The sequence below is a fragment of the Pokkaliibacter plantistimulans genome (assembly GCF_003194385.1).
Lineage (GTDB): Bacteria > Pseudomonadota > Gammaproteobacteria > Pseudomonadales > Balneatricaceae > Pokkaliibacter > Pokkaliibacter plantistimulans.
On record NZ_LAPT01000018.1, the window covers coordinates 17,294 to 35,061 of the forward strand.

At 56.7% G+C, this 17,768-nt stretch carries 13 protein-coding genes; 1 reads left to right on the top strand and 12 read right to left on the bottom strand.

The features are described 5' to 3' along the window. Window positions 1–50 precede the first annotated feature (50 nt). From WH50_RS04385 to WH50_RS04440, 12 genes are all read right to left on the bottom strand, one after another. Window positions 51–1,556 carry an adenylyltransferase/cytidyltransferase family protein gene (locus WH50_RS04385; RefSeq protein ID WP_133251242.1) on the bottom strand — a complete coding sequence of 502 codons (1,506 nt, stop codon included), beginning with the start codon at window positions 1,554–1,556 and terminating at the stop codon, window positions 51–53. 296 nt (window positions 1,557–1,852) lie between these two features. Continuing rightward, window positions 1,853–2,497, bottom strand: coding sequence for an outer membrane protein OmpW (gene ompW, locus WH50_RS04390; protein WP_110186216.1), 645 nt, complete (start codon window positions 2,495–2,497; stop codon window positions 1,853–1,855). A 524-nt stretch (window positions 2,498–3,021) separates the two neighbouring features. After that, the gene (locus WH50_RS04395; protein ID WP_110186217.1) at window positions 3,022–4,242 is read right to left on the bottom strand and encodes an allantoate amidohydrolase; all 1,221 of its coding nucleotides are present in this window, start codon (window positions 4,240–4,242) and stop codon (window positions 3,022–3,024) included. Next, window positions 4,242–5,477: a pyridoxal-phosphate-dependent aminotransferase family protein gene (locus tag WH50_RS04400; protein ID WP_104152276.1), complete on the bottom strand. Its 1,236-nt coding sequence runs from the start codon at window positions 5,475–5,477 to the stop codon at window positions 4,242–4,244. Before WH50_RS04400 ends, WH50_RS04395 begins: the two co-directional genes overlap by 1 nt. 101 nt (window positions 5,478–5,578) lie before the next feature. Next, the gene (locus WH50_RS04405; protein ID WP_110186218.1) at window positions 5,579–6,391 is read right to left on the bottom strand and encodes a sulfite exporter TauE/SafE family protein; all 813 of its coding nucleotides are present in this window, start codon (window positions 6,389–6,391) and stop codon (window positions 5,579–5,581) included. 87 nt (window positions 6,392–6,478) lie between these two features. Further along, the gene (locus WH50_RS04410) at window positions 6,479–8,101 is read right to left on the bottom strand and encodes a gamma-glutamyltransferase family protein (RefSeq protein ID WP_110186219.1); all 1,623 of its coding nucleotides are present in this window, start codon (window positions 8,099–8,101) and stop codon (window positions 6,479–6,481) included. 37 nt (window positions 8,102–8,138) lie between these two features. After that, complete coding sequence (locus tag WH50_RS04415) at window positions 8,139–9,314, bottom strand: amidase (RefSeq protein ID WP_110186220.1); 1,176 nt, start codon at window positions 9,312–9,314, stop codon at window positions 8,139–8,141. A 175-nt stretch (window positions 9,315–9,489) separates the two neighbouring features. Then, window positions 9,490–10,218: an amino acid ABC transporter ATP-binding protein gene (locus tag WH50_RS04420; protein ID WP_110186221.1), complete on the bottom strand. Its 729-nt coding sequence runs from the start codon at window positions 10,216–10,218 to the stop codon at window positions 9,490–9,492. A gap of 16 nt (window positions 10,219–10,234) precedes the next feature. Then, a complete protein-coding gene (locus WH50_RS04425; RefSeq protein ID WP_104152281.1) occupies window positions 10,235–10,888 on the bottom strand; it encodes an amino acid ABC transporter permease in 654 nt (217 codons plus the stop codon). Then, a complete protein-coding gene (locus tag WH50_RS04430) occupies window positions 10,885–11,559 on the bottom strand; it encodes an amino acid ABC transporter permease (protein WP_110186222.1) in 675 nt (224 codons plus the stop codon). The genes WH50_RS04425 and WH50_RS04430 overlap by 4 nt, the downstream gene beginning before the upstream one ends. A 72-nt stretch (window positions 11,560–11,631) precedes the next feature. Next, entirely contained in the window at window positions 11,632–12,447 is an 816-nt protein-coding gene (locus WH50_RS04435) for a transporter substrate-binding domain-containing protein (RefSeq protein ID WP_110186223.1), read from the bottom strand. 429 nt (window positions 12,448–12,876) lie between these two features. Next, window positions 12,877–14,880 carry a putative bifunctional diguanylate cyclase/phosphodiesterase gene (locus tag WH50_RS04440; protein ID WP_110186224.1) on the bottom strand — a complete coding sequence of 668 codons (2,004 nt, stop codon included), beginning with the start codon at window positions 14,878–14,880 and terminating at the stop codon, window positions 12,877–12,879. A 1,193-nt stretch (window positions 14,881–16,073) separates the two neighbouring features. On the opposite strand from WH50_RS04440, the gene WH50_RS04445 reads away from it, so the two are divergent. Next, a complete protein-coding gene (locus WH50_RS04445; protein ID WP_110186225.1) occupies window positions 16,074–17,552 on the top strand; it encodes a SulP family inorganic anion transporter in 1,479 nt (492 codons plus the stop codon). The last annotated feature ends 216 nt before the right edge of the window (window positions 17,553–17,768 follow it).

Consider the following 17,768-nt stretch of genomic DNA (forward strand, 5'->3'; position numbering starts at 1 on the left):
GCGCTTCTTTCACAACAGGCATGGGGTCAGCCCAGCTATCAGCTAATCCCCTACTGCTGCTCTTTTACCCGCTGTTTCAACAAGGTGCTGGACACCCCCGGCGTCGCCGGGGCATAGATCACCTTGATACCGTAACCGCCCAGTAGTTGCTCCAGCCGGTTCCAGCGTTCAGAACCCTGCCATTCCCCTCCGCACACCACGGTCTTCACCTGCAGGCTGTTGATCCATGCCGCTGCAGGCTCACCGCTGACCATCGGCTGCTGCACGATCATCACCTCATTAACAAACTCCAGTGTGCGAATAAAAGCCATACGTTCCTCTTCATTCTGCACCGGGCGATAGCCTTTACTACGCTGGCAGAACGCATCCGGTGCCACGCCGACGATCAGGCTGCTGCCCTGAGCTCTGGCGTAGCGCAGGTAATTCATGTGGCCGATATGCAGCATGTCAAAACACCCCAGCGCCAGCACTCGGTGCGGTTCCGTCAGTTGCGCAGTGAAATGAGTGAGCAGGCGACGCAGAAAGGTATCTGTCGGTTGCTTCTCCACCAGCGTTTGCAGCAAGCGCTGGCACTTCTCGGCCTTGTTCAGCGTCCAGCAATGATAGAGACGAGCATAGGCATAACAGCGGGTCAGCCAGGAGAACCCCTGCAGATTATGAGCACAGATGATGGTATCGAAATGACGGTCAGGCTGACGCCAGCCTTCGCCGTACATGGCCATCAGAATCTGCTCGGGAACGCTGGGATAACTGATGGTGCCGCCGGGTGACTCTCTGGCGGTCAGGGTAATGGCCGGGAAACGCGTAATGCGATTCCAGTGAAACGGAACACCCTTCATCCACAGGCCGGAAATCACCCCGCCGGTCTTTTCATCGGTCGCAAAGCCGCACAGATCCATAGCTACCCCGGAAGGATGCACCAGACAACGTGGATTGATCAGATCATAGGAGCGGTCAACTTCGTGCCACCCCTGCCCCTTTAACAGTGCGATAACCTGGCTCATCTGCTGCCAGTCGACACCAATATCGACATCCACATCGTTGTCCAGCAGCTTGCCCTCACGCTCCAGCCCAAGCAGGCTTCCGGCCATGGGAAAAGCGGCCATACCCGCCTGACGCAACTGTGCCAGCACCTGCCAGAGCAGCCTCAGGGCAATCTCGCCGTCCTGCCCGGTTTCGGCTGTGGGCGTGCCTTCCTGCAGTGTCAGGGCCGGTGCCTGCTCAAGCTGCTCATGCGCACTCCAGCGGCTTTGTAACGCGTGATAAAACGCCGACACAGCCTCTGGCAGCCGCCCGGCCTGCTGCAGGCACTGCCCCAGAATAAAGTAGCCGTCAGCAATAAAAGGATGCGAAGCGGCGACCTCCTGCAGTACTTCGATGTGGGCGGCGCCTTTCCCGGACTTCAGCGCCACCTGCGCCAGATAGAGACGCAGTTGCAACTGATCAGGATGCTGCTGCGCCAGCACCTGCAACAGGGCTTCAGCCTGCGCGGTCTGACCCTGCTCCAGCAGTGTCATGGCCTGCTGCAATGGAATATCGAACGGTTTGTCTGCCACGGGGAGAGGATCCTTGCTACTGGCGCCCTGTCGATGCACGGCGTGCTGGTCACACAGCGCCTGAGCATAGCCAGAAATCCCGGCAAAGAGCACTGCGTAAGGAGAATTTCAGCAAATCAGCAGGAAGAGAGACAGAAGAGAGGCTGAAGAGACAGAAGAGACAGAAGAGAAACAAAGGCAGCGTAACAAGGGGAAGGGTCACGCTGCTCTGAGGCGTATTCAGAAAAGCACCGCCGGGCTGCGGAGAGACGTGATGTCGCCCGGCGGTGGTCTAACTCATGAGAGCGGTTGAAGTATCAGAACTTGTAACCCACACCCAGCATGAACACGACAGGGTCGATGGAAGTATCAATGCTCTGATGGCCACCACCTGCAACGTCGAAGTTCGCTTTGGTATCGATATCCATCCACCATACGGCGGCGTTGGCAAACCACTTGTCGGTGACCATGACATCCACACCCGCCTCAGCCGCCAGACCGACGGAGCTGTCCAGATCCAGATTGCTCAGGCCAGCGTCTTTACCAGTCTGGTTGAATTCTTCATCGAAGAAGAAGGTGTAGTTCAGACCCAGGCCCACATAGGGACGCACTTTGCTGTCGGCCTGACCGAAGTAGTACTGGCCCAGCAGGGTGGGTGGCAGATGCTTGGCACTGGCGATATCGCCGGTCGCTTTCAGGCCGATGTTGTGTTTGAACGGTGAGGCGGCAACCAGCTCCACACCCCAGTTGTCAGTCAGCATGTAAGTGAAGGTCAAACCCAGCTGGGTGTCGTTGTTGATGCGGAACTCACCCAGACCCAGCACATCGTCGCTGCTTTCATGAGGAACGACAGTGGCCGCCCCGGCACGAACCAGAATGTCGCCCTTTTCGTGGGCCTGAACAGAAGAGGCAAGAACAGCGGCAGCTACCAGTGCGGAAACAGAGAGCAGTGACTTTTTCATGGTCAATATTCCTTAAACAACATGGAATGCCCGGCAGGCTGTTAGAAATCTATCTGCGTTGTCGAGTACGACATCCATAACAGGCTCACTGCTGATTTAGCTTGCTAAACGCTGCTGTTGCGCCCGTTGCTTTTGCCCTGGGGTAGCCCCCGTTCTCGGCTGCCTGATAACGCTTTCCAACGACCTGTTTGAAGGCGTTCGAAATCTTTGATGGCGCCAAGGTAACACTCGGGTTACCGGGGAATATTGACCCACCTCAATAGTCGCAGACAGGTCGGTTTGGCAGCGGGTGAGGAATTGATTTATGACAACTTTCTCCCTCATTCATTGCGGAATATGGCGACTTTTTACAGCCCGATGCCAAAGTGCAGGGGCATTTTCTGCCTGACAATGCGCCCAGCCCTCACTTTGCAGGCTCAGCTAAGACGACGGCACAGCTAAAACGACAAAAGCCACGCAGGGTGGCTTTTGTCGAAACGTTTGAGATAAGGCAGGGCTATCTTGCTCTGCTGCCTGTTGCTGCCCTAGTGCGCAGCAATCCTGCCGATGGCACTGATCAGCACCTCCAGCGAAGCACGTACATCATCTTCAATCACCGACTCAGCGGGGTGATGACTGATACCACCGGGGCTGCGCAGGAACAGCATGCCCACATCGGTAATGTCGGCCATGGCCATGGCATCATGCCCTGCACCACTGACCAGCGAGAAGGCCTTGTGACCGTGCTCGGCCAGTGCATCATTGAAGGACTGCTGCAACCAGTCAGCACAGGGTACGGCAGGTGCGGCGTGGGTATCGCTGATACTGACGTCACCATTGCGCGAGCCAACGATAGTGCGGATACCCGCCTCCATTTCAGCCCAGGCCCGATCACGCTCATGATCATCCTGACTGCGGATATCGACACTGAAGCGCACTTCACCCGGAATCACATTGACGGCGTTGGGCAGGCATTCCACCCGCCCGACAGTTGCCACCAGATTCCAGATCTTGGCCTTGCGCTCAATCATGGTGATGGCATGTGCCGCCATCACCAACGCATCAAAGCGCAAGTCCATTGGCGTGGTTCCGGCATGGCCTGCGCGGCCCTTCACCACCACCTGCTTGCGCCTTGCGCCAGCAATAGCGGTAACAGTGCCCAGTTGCAGATCCTTGCTCTCCAGCACCACACCCTGCTCGATATGGACTTCGATATAGGCTTTCACGTCATCGGCATGGCGTGCCGCCTTGCCCACCTCAGCCGGATCAAGACCGAAGGCTTTGAAGGCTTCTGCCATGGTCACGCCCTGTTTATCAGCAACCGCAAACCACTCCTGCAGCCAGCTGCCCGAGACCGCACGGCTGCCCAGCAGGGTGGAGCCAAAGCGGGTGCCTTCTTCATCGCCAAAGCCAACCACTTCGATGGCAAACGGAAAACGTTGCCCTAGACGGTTGAAATGATCGACTGCAGCAATACCCAGCAACACGCCGAGCATACCGTCGTAACGGCCAGCGTTGGGCACGGTATCAAGGTGCGAACCGATTATCAGCGCTTTGGCGCCTGCCTCGCTGCCTTCGTATCGCCCCCACTGATTACCTGCCTGATCCTGCCAGGTGGACATGCCCGCCTGTTGCATCCAGGTAGCCACCAGTTCGTTAGCACGCCGGTGTTCATCGGTCAGGTAGGCGCGCAGTAACCCGCCTTCCATTGCGCTGATGGCCGCCAGAGCATCAATACGCGCCAGTAGCTCCTGAGTGGTCATCATCAGGCCTCCGCTGCGGCTTTGTAGACGGCCATGGCCGCAGCCACACCACCACTGGCGTCACACTGGTGGCCTGCCAGTCGCAGTACCTGCTCCAGCGCCGCCAGCGTGGTCAGTACCGCATCCTTGCGAGCGTTGTAGCCCATGGTGCCAATTCGCCAGATCTTGCCGTGCAGTGGTCCGAAGGACGTGCCGATTTCAATGCCGAAATCGTTCAGCAGTGAGCTGCGCACCGCATCGCCCTGCACCGCTTCGGGAATATAGACACCGACGACGTTGTTCATCTTGTGTTTGAGATCACCAAAGGGTCTGAGATTCAGCCCCTGCACCCCGGCCAGCATAGCGTCACCGTGCAACTGGTGGCGGGCGATGGCGTTGTCCATACCTTCGTCCACCAGCAGGCGCGCGCATTCACGGGCGCAATACAGCATGCTGGTTGCTTCGGTATGGTGGTTTAGCCGCTCCTCACCCCAGTAGTCGAGGATCATGGGAATATCGAAATAGTTGGAGCGGATCGCCGGTTCAATACCTGCCTGATGAGCACTGGTCACCAGACCTGCTTCCACATGACGGCGACGACGCACCACTTCGACATAGCGATCACTGACCGTAATCGGTGAGCTGCCGGAGGGGCCCGCCAGACACTTCTGCAGGCCGGCGGATACCGCATCCAGCCCCCATTCATCGGTCTTCAGAAAGTTACCGCCGATGGAGGCGGTGACATCGGTATAAAACAGCGCATCGTACTTGCGGCACAGGGCACCCAGCTCTTCCAGCGGTTGCAGCATGGTGGTGGAGGTATCACCCTGCACCACGGCCAGTACTTTGGGCCGCACCCGCTGTAACGCTTCTTCGATCTGCTCCGGTTTGAACACCTCGCCCCAGGGCACTTCGATGGTATGCACTTCGGCCCCGGCGCGCTGGGCAATTTCACTCAGCAGCAAGCCAAAGCGGCCAAACACCGGGATCAGTACCTTGTCACCCGGGCACAGCGCCGAGAACAGCAGCGCCTCGATACCGGCACGACTGGTGCCATCGATCAGCAGCGTCCACTGGTTAGCGGTGCAAAATACCTCGCGGTAGAGCGCCATGGTTTCGTTCATGTAGGAGGTCATGGCCGGGTCATACTGACCGATCAGCTGCGCCGACATGGCACGCAGTACACGGGGATCAGCATTGATGGGGCCTGGGCCCATCAGCAGACGGGGCGGTGGATTGATTTGACCGAAGTTACTCATAGCCTTTCCTTACTCTTCAATCGTGCTGGCGCTGTACGCAACTGCACCAAGACTTTCTGTATCGGGGACTTTCTGTATCAGGGACTGTCTCTCGCAGGGTATTAACTCAACACCTGCAACAACATACGTGCGCCGGTAAACGCCAGACACACCGCAAAAATCTTTTTCAGCATGGCCTGATCCAGCTTCTGCCCAAGGGCGACACCCAGAGGCGCGCAGAGCACGGTCAGCGGCACGATCAGGGCAAAACCGGGCAGGTTGACCAGCCCCAGCGTCCCCACAGGCGCATCAGCAGGTGCAGACCCGGTCACCAGCATGGTGATCACGCCGGGCAGCGCGATCAGCAGACCAAAAGCGGCAGCCGTTCCCACTGCCCGGTGAGCAGCCACATTGAAGGAAGTCAGCAGCGGCACGCCCAGCGTGCCACCGCCGATACCGACCATCACCGACAGCAGCCCCACACAGCCGCCCATGAAGCGCTGTGCCCAGGCGCCCGGCAAACTCTGCGCCAGTGGCGCAGCCTTGGAACGGAACAGCATATTGATGGCCACCAGCACGGCGATGATGCCGAACATCAGCGTCAGCCAGTGGCCGCTGATGTGGGTAGAGACTGATGCACCGAGAATCACGCCAAGAATGATGGCTGGCGACCACAGCTTCAGCAGGTCGAAATCGACGTTGCCGCGTTTATGATGCGAGCGAATAGAAGAAATAGACGTCGGCACGATGGTGGCCAGCGAGGTAGCGGTCGCGACTGACATCGCCGTCGGCGCACTGATCCCCAGATGCTGGAACAGCCAGTACAGCACCGGCACAATGACGATGCCGCCACCGACGCCCAGCAACCCTGCCAGAACTCCCGCGACCACACCCGTCCCCAACAGACCGATAATTACGGGAAGCCATTCACTCATAGTGTTCTCCTGCCTGTTTCCTGCAGTTTGTAATATGTATTTGCAGAGCCATCTGCACGCCTGCGCTCAGCGCCAGCGATGGCTGACCTATCCCACCAGCGCCGCACCATCGCTGCGTGGATCGGTGGCCGCCTCCACACTGCCATCACTCATCAGCGCGATGGCTCCGGCGTGTCCCATCATTTCTACCTGTGCTGGCACGACCGCAATATCGTGACCGCGCTGACGCAGCTCATTACCCACCCGGGCATCCAGATCCGCTTCCAGCTTGAGATTGAAGCTGGTTTCCCCCCAGGTCCGACCCAGTAGCCAGCGACCGCGGGCAATGGCCTCGGGCAGCGAGTAGCCTTCATACAGGTAACGGCTGAACAGTGCAGCCTGAGTCTGAGGCTGGCCTTCGCCTCCCATGGTGCCGTACACCACGCGACGGCCATCATTCAGTATCGCCATTGCCGGGTTGAGGGTATGAAAAGGCTTCAGACGCGGGCCCAGCGCATTGGCATGGCTGGCATCCAGCGAGAAGCTAACGCCACGGTTGTTACAGATCAGGCCATAGGGCTCGATCACCACCCCTGAACCAAATTCCCAGTAGATGCTTTGAATAAAGCTGACCATGGTGCCGTGCTGGTCGAGGGCGCCCATCCAGATGGTGTCGCCATGCTTGGCCACATGCGGCCAGGGCAACGCCTTATCACTGTCGACCTGCGCCGCCAGCTGCTGCAAATGGGGTTCGTCCAGCAGCGCATTCCAGTCGCACTTCAGACGACCGGGATCGGTCACCTCACGGTCACGCACGATAAAGGCCTGTTTGGTGGATTCCACCAGATGGTGAACTTGCTCAGCTTCACTCCAGTCGCGTGCGCCACAGCGTTCGGCACGCACCCGGTCATAGACACCCAGAATCAGCAGCGAGGCCAGCCCCTGAGTCGGTGCTGGCAGGTTGTACAGCAGCCCCTGGCTGATAGCGACACTGAGAGGCGTCACAACCTGCGCGCTGTAGTCCTGATAGTCCGACACCCGCAGCGGGCTGCCAAGGCGCTCCAGCTCTACAGCGATAGTGGCACCGATCTCGCCCTGATAGGCCGACATCAGCCCCTGTTCCGCCAGCAGACTGATAAAGTGCGCCAGTTTCGGATTGCGCAGGGTTTCCCCCTCCTGCAGCACCTTGCCTTCAGGCAGATACACAGGCGCGAAACCGGGCACAGCCTGCAGTGCATCAAAGGTTTTGCGACTGGCTGCCTCCAGACTGGCGGTGACCGTAATGCCATCGGCAGCCAGCGCCCGAGCAGGCTCCAGCAATCGTGACAGCGGCAGCGAGGCATGCTGGTCAATTTCCAGTGCTTTAGCCCAGCCACCAAGCGTGCCGCCCAGGGTCACTGCCGCCAGCGGGCCACGTTCGGGAATGGCACTCAGGCCCTGGCGGGTATAGAAGTCATTGTTGGCCAGCGCCGCACTGAAGCCGCAGGCATCAATGGCTACCGGTGCTTCACCGGGGCGCTGAATCAGCCAGAAGCCGTCGCCCCCAAGACTGTTCATGTGGGGATACACCACCGCGATGGCCGCTGCTGCGGCGACCATGGCCTCAATGGCAGAACCGCCCTCCTGCAACACCGCCAGCCCCACTTCGGTTGCCTTGTAGTGAGGTGCGGTCATGGCAACCTTGCCAGTCAGTGCCTGCGTTGAGGATTCCATCTCACGGGGTGCGGTCATTGTTGTTCTCCAGTCAGAAAGTATCGGGGGGCAAATATCAGCGGGCTGCAGGCAGGCTTTGTGCCAGTGCCAGCAGGCTGCGATCGGTATGGCGTGCGCCGAGCAGTGACAAGCCCCAGGGCGCGCCTTCGCTCTGCAGGCAGGGAATATGTAACTGCGGTGAGCGGGCCAGCCCGGACAGCGCCGTCATCCCCATCAGTCGTTCACGATACTGCGCCAGTTCAGGCGCAGGCATATCACGTAAAGGGGCAGCGCCGGGCGTGGTCGGCATGATGACCAGCTGGCGACCTTCCTGCTGCAGTTCAGCCAGCCACTGCACATAGTGGACAGCCTGTGCTCTGGCCTGATCAGCATCGGCATCAGTAATGGTCGCCGCCCAGCGGAAGCGCCCGGCAATATCATCAGCAAAGCGCGGTTGTACGCGGGTGATCCAGTCACCGTGGGTTTGCCAGATGGCGCGCCCCTGCAGCGTCCGGAACGCTTCGCTGGCACCGCTCAGATAGGCCTGACTGACGGGCACCACGCTGTACTCCGGCAAGGCAGGCAGCCACTGCAATAAGGCGGGCATCAGGGCATCCTGCTCAATGCCTTCCGGCAGCAGAAGCACCACCGACTCTGGCGTAACCAGAGGCTGCTCAGGCAACAGGACTTCACCGACCCGCGCGAGGGTCTCTGCATCGCGGGTCATCCAGCCTACGGTGTCAAATAAGGGCGCCAGCGGCACCGAATCGGCGTTTTCAATCAGCCCGTGGCTGGGGCGCAAGCCATACAGGCCACAGTAGCTGGAAGGCACACGAATGGAGCCACCGGTATCCGTACCCAGACCGATATCGGCTTCACCGCGCGCCACAGCCACGGCCGAGCCACTGCTGGAGCCGCCACTGATGCGACCCGCTGCGCGCGGATTGTCGGCACTGCCGTAATGCACGTTGATACCGTTGAGGCTGTAGGCAATCTCGTCAGTCTGGGTGCGCCCGACCGCAACACAGCCCGCTTCCATCAGGCGCTGCATGACCCAGGAGGTCTGCTCAGCATCTCCGTGGCTGGCCAGCCAGTCGGGATTGCCCGCACCGGTCGGATACCCCCTGACGTGAAACAGGTCTTTAAACGCCAGCCGCAAACCGGCCAGCACACCTTCACTGGATAACTGCCAGTTGCGCGGCCCGGCAGCCGCATACACGGCCTGATCGTCGAACTGGGCAGCTATCGTCATGGTGTGCTCCTTGGTCTGGGCAGTACCGTGTCAGTTTGCTCTGCACGGCAGCACCGCTGGGGTTTGACGAGGTATAGACGGGGTCTGAACTCGTCGTCAAATTATCAAAGATTTCATAAAAAACAATAATGAAACTTTAGTTTCATCTGGCGCAAAATTTTTACCCGTGCGCGCCCTACAGGACGGCACCGATAAACTGCTGCAGCTCCGCCGTCTGGGGAGCAGCAAAGACGTCTTTGGCCGGGCCGGTTTCCCACACCTTACCCTGGTGCATGAACACCACCCTGTCGCCCACATCCCGTGCAAAATTCATTTCATGCGTCACCAGAATCAGCGTCATGCCTTCGGACGCCAGTTGCTCCAGCACTTTCAGTACCTCGCCCACCAGCTCAGGGTCCAGTGCCGAGGTAATCTCGTCGCACAACAACACCTTAGGCTGCATGGCCAGTGAGCGCGCAATAGCCACACGCTGCTGTTGTCCGCCAGACAGTTTCTCCGGGTATTGACCGAACTTATCTGCCAGTCCGACCTTACCTAGCATATCCAGGGCCAACTCTTTGGCGGCAGGCTTGGACATGCCCCGAATCAGTGTTGGCGCCAGCATGATGTTCTGGCCGACAGTGAGGTGAGGGAACAGGTTGAAATTCTGAAATACCATGCCGACGCTTTCACTCAGACGGCGGATCTGAAACTCATCGGTGCTGACTTCCTTGCCGTCCAGAATGATGGTGCCGTCGTCGTACTTTTCCAGACCGTTCATGCAGCGCAGCAAGGTGCTTTTGCCGGAGCCACTACGGCCGATAATGGACACCACTTCGCCCGCTTCGATGTTGAGGTTGATACCCTTGAGGACGTGCAGGTCACCATAGTACTTGTGCACTTCATGGATACTAACGAGAGACATTCAGTCACCCTCCAGGTTATTTCGAGCTACGGCTCAATTTATGTTCGAGATACTGGCTGGCGCGGGACAGCGGATAGCACAGCAGGAAGTAAATCAGCGCCACCATGGCAAACACCTTGAAAGGCTGGAACGTGGCGTTGTTGAGCATGGTGCCCGCCTTGGTCAGCTCGACAAAGCCGATGATGGAGGCCAGCGCCGTGCCCTTGACGATCTGTACCGAGAAGCCCACGGTCGGAGGAATCGCCACGCGCAGCGCCTGCGGCAGAATGATGTAACGCATGGTCTGCAGGTAATTCAGGCCGAGGCAACGCGACGCTTCCCACTGCCCTTTAGGCAGCGACTCGACGCAGCCACGCCAGATGTCACTGAGAAAAGCACTGGAGAACAGGGTCAGCGCCAGTGCAGCAGCGGTCCAGGGAGAGACATCAATACCTACCAGCCCCAGCCCGAAGAAGGCCAGGAACAACTGCATCAGTAGCGGTGTTCCCTGAAAGATTTCAGTGTAAATACGGGTCATCACCACCAGCGCCGAGCGACGGCTGATGCGCATGAAGGTCAGTAACAGACCTACAATGGCACCGCCCGCAAAGGCGATCAGCGACAGCAGCACGGTCCAGCGGGCAGCAAGCAGCAGATTGCGCAGAATGTCCCAGTCAGTGAACTGCATCATGCTGGTTTCTCCTCACGTGAAAATGCCCGGGAGCCCAGCGCATTGAGACCCAGACGCATAACAAATGCCAACACCAGATAGAAGCCAGCTGCGACCAGATAGGATTCAAAACTCAGGAAGTTGCGTGACTGGATAAAGTTGGCGGCGTAGGTCAGCTCAGGCACAGAAATCTGCGATACCACCGCTGAGCCCAGCATGACGATGATGCACTGGCTGACAACGGAGCTGTAGACACGGGCAAACGCCGGCGGCAGCACGATACGGAAGAAAATCTGTCGGCTCGACAGCCCCAGAGTCCGCGCGGCCTCAATTTGCCCCTTGGGCGTCGCATCGATACCGGCGCGAATAATTTCTGTCAGATAGGCACCCAGGTTAATCACCATGGCCAGCACACCCGCCTCGATCTCGCTCATCTTGATGCCGATGGCAGGCAGGCCGAAGAAGATGAAGAACAGCTGCACAATAAAGGGGGTATTACGAATCAGCTCGACATAGCAGGCCGCAGCACGACGCAGAAAGCCATTGCGATGACGGCGGGAGGCAGCACCGGCGATACCCAGCAGCACCCCACCGATGGTGGATACGATGGTCAGCTTGATGGTCATCCACAGACCACTGAGCAGCACATCCTGATAGTTGAGCAGGTCAGCAAAGTTCAGTTGGTAATTCATACGTGCAATTCCACAGGGACAGAGTCCTTGGGTATAGAGGAGTAGCATGCCGCCACTCCTCCCAGCTCAAACTTACATAGAGGCCAGATCGGCAGGATAGGCAGCCTTCAGCCACTTCTGTGACATGGACTCCAGCACGCCCTCTTTGTATGCCTTAGCAATCAGTTCATTGACCTTCTCAACCAGACGGGCTTCGTCTTTGTGAACGCCTACATAGCAGGGTGAATTTTTCAGCATGAACTTGGTTTCAGGCTTGCGGTCAGGATTGCGGTCAGCAATGGAGGCCACCACCAGGTTGCCGGTTGCGATCAGATCAACCTGACCGGACAGGAATGCGGAGATAGTGGTGTTGTTGTCTTCGAAACGTTTCAGATCGGTAGTAGCAGGAGCCACCTTGGTCAGCTCGATGTCTTCTACTGCTCCGCGCGTCACGCCGACCGTTTTGCCAGCCAGTTCGGCGGCATCTTTCACTTCGGCTTTGGCGGTACCGAATACCCCCAGGAAGAACGGAGCATAAGGCTTGGTAAAGTCGATGGCTTTTTCACGCTCGGCATTCTTGCCCAGGCTGGAGATAACCAGATCCACTTTCTTGGTCTGCAGGTAAGGAATACGGTTAGCGCTGGTGACCGGTACCAGTTCCACTTTCACGCCCAGCTCTTTACCCAGATAGTTGGCCATATCGATGTCATAGCCCTGGGGTTGCATATCGGAACCCACTGAACCAAAGGGAGGAAAATCCTGCGGTACAGCCACTTTCAGCACACCGGATTTCTGAATGTCATCAAGCTGGTCAGCAAAGGCGGTATGAGCCGCCGACAGTGAAAGTACAACTGCACCTGCCAGAGCCGCGCTCCATTTACGTACCGATTTCAACGTCAAGCCTTGCATGTTTTCTTGCCCTCGTAAGAAACGTTCGATTCAAGCAAAGCTAGTTTTGCAACCTGCGTGCCAAAATATAATCCGTTGTTTTTACGAGGGTTTATGCGGACCCAGTAGAGATGAAACACTCGATTCATGTTCAACAAACGCACCAATGCAGCGCAGGACGCACCATTACGATGAATCTGATACGTTTGATCTAGTTGAGAATGGGTATTGATCAGTCAAAAAGTGAAAAGAACAACATGAAAGAAACGATAGTTTCATAACCAACACCCTGATACGACGCCCAGGTTGAAACGATCAATTCAAGACAAACAGCAGAGTGGGGAAGAAAGAAAGCGAGAAAGCGAGAAAGCGAAGAGAGAACAGTCAGGAAAGGAGAGACAGAAAGGCGGTACAGAATCCAGTGGCAGCCATGCGCGCTGCCACTGGCACTTACTCATCCTTGAACAGGAACAACTTCTCGAAACGATGAGCGGGGATGGGCTTGGAGAAATAGAAGCCTTGCAGGGTGTCAAAACCGTTCTGTCGCAACCATTCCAGCTGCTCGCGGGTTTCTACACCCTCAGCCACCAGCTCGACCCCCAGCACCTCACCGATAGAACCAATCAGCTGCGTAATAGCCGCTTCATTGGGCACGCCCTGTACAAAGCTTTTGTCAGCCTTGATCACATCTATAGGCAGACGGTTCAGATTCGACAGGGAAGAGTAACCGGTGCCGAAGTCGTCCATGGCGATACGCAAACCGTTTTGACGTACTTCGGTCAGCACCGCCACCACCTTGTCGAAGTTATCGATCAGGGTGGATTCGGTAATCTCCAGCTCCAGCATGTCGGCTGGCACCTGATGCTTGCGCAGGCATGCCAGCACAAACTCGACAAAGTCCTCTTCCAGCAACTGCACCACAGAAACGTTGATGGCCATCGGCACTACCCTGCCCTGTGCCACCCAGCCCTGCAGAATGCGACAGGCCTCTTCAATGACCCACTTACCCAGGCCAATGATCAGCCGGGTCGATTCGGCAATGGGAATAAACACCGCCGGTGAAATCATGGTGCCATCGTCCTTGAACCAGCGGATCAGAGCCTCACATCCGGTGACCTCCAGTGACTGAGCATGCATCTTGGGCTGCAGGAACAGCTCAAACGCCCCCAGATCAATGGAACGGCTCAAGGCAGTCTCCAGCATCAGCCGCTCATGAATGTGTTGCGTCAGCTGACTGGTAAAGAAGCTGACCTGATTGCCGCCCTGATTCTTGGAGCTGAGCAATGCCAGGTCCGCGTGACGCATGATGGCATCGGCGTTCTCGCCGTCCTGCGGATAGATCACAACGCCCATGGATACGGTATGACGCATGGCCACATCATTCATGATGTAAGGCTCTCGCATGACATCAATGATACGCTGCGCCTCAACCAGAGCACGTTCGGCAGAGCTGGCCAGCTCACTGATCAGGAGGAACTCATCTCCTCCCAGACGAGAAATGAACAGCCCTTTGGTGACGAAGGTGCTGGTCAGGCGCTCGGTGAGGCTGATCAGCAACTGATCTCCCCGCTCGTGGCCTTCTGTATCGTTGATGTTTTTAAAGCGGTCGACATCGAGCATATAGACAGCAAACTGACTGCTTTCTGCGCGGGCAGTAATAACCGTCTGCTCCAGCGTTTCCAGTGCCAGGTTACGATTGGGCAACCCGGTCAGGCGATCACGGGTCGCCATGCGTTCCATGCTCTGATTGGCCAGCGATAGTTTGATGGTGTTGCTGTTGAACACTTTGACCAGCGAACCGATCTCATCCTCATCGTGCCCCTCAGGCACATCAAGGAACATCCGGTCTTTCTCGTTGGGATCAAGCTTGAGCAGCTGCTCCCCCAAAGCAATCAGCGGACGGCTGAGGAAGCGGTGAACAACGATGGCGGACATGGCAAACAGCGCCAGAATCAGACCACAAATACTGACAATCAAAACCAGAGAATCATCCAGCCACTGACGGAACAGAAAGTCATTGCTGCCTTCGATGGTCAGGGTCGCGATCGGCTTGCCGCGAAAACTGCCGGAATACTCCGGCGCCAGCAGCGAGCGGTGCAACACCATCAGCTTGGGGAAAATCAACGAAGCCAGCGGAGAACGCATCAGGTTCTCACCTTTATAGAAGCTGGCGTATTGCTCGCCATTGGCAAGAGTAATATCTACCGAGGCCACCTGATCAAGGCGCATCAGACCTTGCAATGCCTTACGGGTGGTCACTTCATCGTAGGACCAGATGGCTTCAGACAACGGCTTTTCAGATGAGATCAGCAGCTCCTCCATCAAATCCATTTGTGTCGCAGCAAGTCGCTCAGTAGCGATGTACAGCTGAATCCCCACCACCACAATGGCGAACAGGACTGAGCTGATACCCAATCTGGCCAACAGACCTGCGCGGATACTTTTATTGAACATCTTAGTCCTTAAGCTTACCGGCGAACCTTTGACATGCTTACATTTCAGTACTGAATACCTCAGCACCCTATCTCGCTGTTTGATTGCGGACTGAACAACGCCCTGATCAACCAAGGAGCGAGATGTTCAGCTGCAGACAGCTGTATATGTACACAATCGCAAAACTATTCGTCGGTGACACGCATCAGCTGCTGTCTGGGGTCAGCTGACCGTTCCCCTGGGCGAAACGACAATGAGTATAGTCGTCTGCCTTGTCATTTCCTCCTGCCCGTCATTCCCGACCAGCATGGCTGCCAAGGTCAGCTACAACGTTACCTTGATCAGTAATAGGCCACCAAAATCAGTAACATATCAGCGATTTAGTTACGAGATATGTCATCTTACAACCTGACCGCAAAGTATCACGCCAAACAGGCCGGGCCAAGTGCTCGATGAGAACAATTCACCCTTCACATCAACTTTCTGAGCAGAACTGTATTTCAACCCATGTGATGAGTGACTTCCCCCTGCCCCGCTCTGTTCCCTGAATGAAGCTGACCCAACGTTGTATAGTGCCTACTGTAACTGTCGAACACTAACCGGAAAGGCAACGGATAACGCTAAGTTTTCACCCAAAATGACACTTTCATTGCTGACCTGACGTTTTGCGTTGCACCGGGTATTGCTCTAGGATGTGCGACTTCAAATCGACCATCATTTAGCACTCGAGCCTCGCAACCGCTATTGTCATTACCTGTCAGCTGCAAGGTTCACACCCATTGGCAGCCTGCCATATTAAATGCAGCGCGTTTCCGGGACAGCCGGTCCGGGCCATTTTTACACTTCCTACAGTCAGGCACTTACTGTTGGGCATTCTGCTCATCAAGATTGCGAGTGTATAAATCGGCCTGTGCAAGTCTTATCTGCCATCGACTGAGCTTCAGCTGGATGGCAAAGTCGCTCAGCGCTGAGTCTGATGGTCTGCGAATGACCCTGACTGCATATCAGATGAAGACGTATGAACGCCTGACCTTGTGACAAATATCCGCATACTGGCTGATATTTTTCATAAGAATTTCATAGTCTTCTGCTCTGATGGCCCGGGTTTCGATCGCGCTGCTTATTTATCCTGATGGCGTAGCCGTTACAACCATCGGATTGCAAGACATCAATCTGGCCCAGACCATTCTGGCCTGAAACATGTGGACCGTTACATGGCATATTCCGTTCGACAACACTGGTTTTCCAACCTGCGCGGAGACATTCTCGCTGGCCTGGTGGTGGCTCTGGCACTTATCCCGGAAGCAATCGCTTTCTCCATCATTGCCGGGGTCGACCCCAAGGTCGGGCTTTATGCCTCGTTCTGTATTGCCGTAGTCACCGCCTTTGCGGGTGGCCGCCCGGCCATGATCTCAGCCGCCACCGGTGCCATGGCACTGTTGATGGTGACACTGGTCAAAGAGCATGGACTGCAGTATCTGCTGGCAGCCTCTGTGTTGTGCGGCGCGCTGCAGATTGTCTGCGGCTACCTCAAACTCGGCAGCCTGATGCGCTTTGTATCCCGCTCCGTGGTCACCGGCTTCGTCAATGCCCTGGCTATTCTGATCTTTATGGCACAGCTGCCAGAGTTGATTGGGGTCACTTGGCACGTCTATGCCATGACCGCTGCAGGTCTGGCCATCATTTACCTGTTTCCCTATATCACCCGCGCGATCCCCTCACCGCTGGTATGTATCGTCAGCCTGACCGCAGTGTCCATGGCTCTGGGTCTGAATATTCATACGGTCGGCGATATGGGTGAGCTGCCAGACAGTCTGCCGCTGTTCTTGCTGCCTGATGTGCCACTCAATCTGCAGACGCTGGCAATCATCTTTCCTTACTCTGCCGCCATGGCGGTGGTTGGTCTGCTGGAATCCCTGATGACCGCAACCATCGTCGATGAATTTACTGACACCAGCAGTGACAAGAACCGTGAATGCAAGGGCCAGGGTCTGGCCAATATTGTGGCCGCCTGTCTGGGTGGAATGGCGGGTTGCGCCATGATTGGCCAGTCTGTCATCAACGTGAAGTCAGGTGGGCGTACCCGTTTATCCACCCTGATAGCAGGCGTTGTGCTGCTGATTCTGGTGGTCTTCCTCGGCCCCTGGGTATCACAGATCCCCATGGCGGCACTGGTTTCCGTGATGATCATGGTGTCCATCGGCACCTTCAGCTGGGATTCGATTCGCAACCTGCGCACCTATCCTCTCAGCACTAATGTGGTAATGATTGCGACGGTGGTTGTGGTGGTCTTCACCCATAACCTGGCCATCGGCGTACTGGTGGGTGTACTGCTGAGTGCTCTGTTCTTCGCCAACAAGGTTGGTCAGGTACTGTTTATCGGCTCTGAAGCCGATGAGTCAGGCATACAACGCACTTACAGCGTGGTAGGTCAGGTGTTCTTTGCTTCCTCCACCCGCTTCAATGCCGCTTTTGATTTCCGTGAAGTCGTGCAAAAAGTGGTCATCGATGTCAGCCGTGCCCACTTCTGGGACATCACTGCGGTGAATGCACTGGACAAAGTTGTTATCAAGTTTCGCCGCGAAGGGACTAACGTTGAGGTCATTGGTCTGAACGAAGCCAGCGCCACTCTGATGGATCGCTTCGCGGTGCATGACAAACCTGAAGCCGTCGAAAAGCTGATGGACCATTAACAGGCTGTTGAAAAACGTGATCGAGACAGCCGAGACAAGGAAATACCCCGAGGGCACAAGAAACAGGCGAAAAAGCGGAGTTTAGTGGACTAAATGAGCATTTGACTCGCTTTGCTCGCCCTTCGGGGCCGTGCTAAAGCACGTTCAGCCTTCGGCTGTGAGCCTGCTTTTGACGCGGTATTCGGCAACGCAGATAGATTTTCAACGACCTTTTAA

Excerpts from the sequence above, each read along its gene's own strand:
- WH50_RS04420 (WP_110186221.1), bottom strand. The coding sequence starts at position 10,218 with ATGTCTCTCGTTAGTATCCATGAAGTGCACAAGTACTATGGTGACCTG.
- WH50_RS04415 (WP_110186220.1), bottom strand. The coding sequence starts at position 9,314 with ATGACGATAGCTGCCCAGTTCGACGATCAGGCCGTGTATGCGGCTGCC.
- WH50_RS04410 (WP_110186219.1), bottom strand. The coding sequence starts at position 8,101 with ATGACCGCACCCCGTGAGATGGAATCCTCAACGCAGGCACTGACTGGC.
- WH50_RS04435 (WP_110186223.1), bottom strand. The coding sequence starts at position 12,447 with ATGCAAGGCTTGACGTTGAAATCGGTACGTAAATGGAGCGCGGCTCTG.
- WH50_RS04425 (WP_104152281.1), bottom strand. The coding sequence starts at position 10,888 with ATGATGCAGTTCACTGACTGGGACATTCTGCGCAATCTGCTGCTTGCT.
- WH50_RS04405 (WP_110186218.1), bottom strand. The coding sequence starts at position 6,391 with ATGAGTGAATGGCTTCCCGTAATTATCGGTCTGTTGGGGACGGGTGTG.
- WH50_RS04430 (WP_110186222.1), bottom strand. The coding sequence starts at position 11,559 with ATGAATTACCAACTGAACTTTGCTGACCTGCTCAACTATCAGGATGTG.
- ompW (WP_110186216.1), bottom strand. The coding sequence starts at position 2,497 with ATGAAAAAGTCACTGCTCTCTGTTTCCGCACTGGTAGCTGCCGCTGTT.
- WH50_RS04445 (WP_110186225.1), top strand. The coding sequence starts at position 16,074 with ATGGCATATTCCGTTCGACAACACTGGTTTTCCAACCTGCGCGGAGAC.
- WH50_RS04395 (WP_110186217.1), bottom strand. The coding sequence starts at position 4,242 with ATGATGACCACTCAGGAGCTACTGGCGCGTATTGATGCTCTGGCGGCC.
- WH50_RS04400 (WP_104152276.1), bottom strand. The coding sequence starts at position 5,477 with ATGAGTAACTTCGGTCAAATCAATCCACCGCCCCGTCTGCTGATGGGC.
- WH50_RS04440 (WP_110186224.1), bottom strand. The coding sequence starts at position 14,880 with ATGTTCAATAAAAGTATCCGCGCAGGTCTGTTGGCCAGATTGGGTATC.